Annotated in this window: 1 protein-coding gene; it reads left to right on the top strand. The window is 38.5% G+C overall.

Annotation, left to right across the window (positions count from 1 at the left end; translation table 11 throughout):
- Positions 1 to 420: 420 nt before the first annotated feature.
- Positions 421 to 1,003: class I SAM-dependent methyltransferase (locus ACQKOG_RS27105; protein ID WP_370083739.1), on the top strand; the 583-nt coding region annotated here is incomplete at its 3' end.

Raw genomic sequence — 1,003 nt, 5'->3', positions numbered from 1 at the left:
GTCGTAAATGTCACCCTCGTAAGCAATGGCTCGGCCAAATGCAAATGAAATAAAATAGTCCTTCCAGGATTGGAATGCATGGCTTCCGGCATCAGGATCAGCGTCACAGATGAGACCCTGCAGCGGAGCGGATGTTTTCTGTGCGAAAGCGTAGCGGCAGCAACTGGGTTTTGTCTGTGCGAAAGCGAAGCGACAGCAACAGCAAAGCGCCCAGTCGGAACGGAAATCAACCCACGCTAAGTGATAATTGATCTTATAAACATATTGTGCAACAATACTTTATTTTGTATAATTTTACTATATTGTACAGAAAGTGAGTGATTAATGATGATAGTCAGCTCTATTTTTCCAACAAACAAATATAAGGTGTGGAAGAAGTAAGAATAATAGATTCTTCTGCCCGAAATCGGAGGAATTGAAATGTATAGTTATTACGGACCATTATGTACAGAACTTTATGATTTGACAAAACCAATAGGATATTCAATTGGTGGGGATATTGAATATTATCTTGAACGATTAAAAGGAACTAAGGGAAGAGTACTTGAAGCGGGGGTTGGCTCTGGACGCTTCTTAATCCCTTTACTTGAAAATGGATATAATGCTGAGGGGATTGACTACTCACCTGAAATGTTAGATTCATGCCGAAAACACTGCAATGAAAGAGGAATCAATCCAAATCTATATGAAGGTAACTTAAGCAATTTTTCATTAGACTCAAAATATGAAGCGATTGTTATGCCGACAGGTTCGTTCTGTTTAATCGAGAATTCAAAAGATGCGATGGATGCATTAACATGTATGTATAATCATTTGATTCCTGGTGGCCGCTTAATTGTAGACATTCTTTTACCTACAGACTGGCGAACAGGGGAAATTACTTCATCCTACTATGAAATTTCGCAAGTGGAAGGAATTTCAATCGAAAGAAAAGCCATTGAAATGAACTGGATTGATCAATATACGCTAACCGTTTTAAAATATGAAAAATGGCGAAATGGTA

Origin of the sequence: Lysinibacillus sp. NPDC093216, assembly GCF_050280325.1 — a bacterium.
In the GTDB taxonomy this organism is placed as follows: domain Bacteria; phylum Bacillota; class Bacilli; order Bacillales_A; family Planococcaceae; genus Lysinibacillus.
This window is presented reverse-complemented; position numbering and strand designations above follow the sequence as displayed.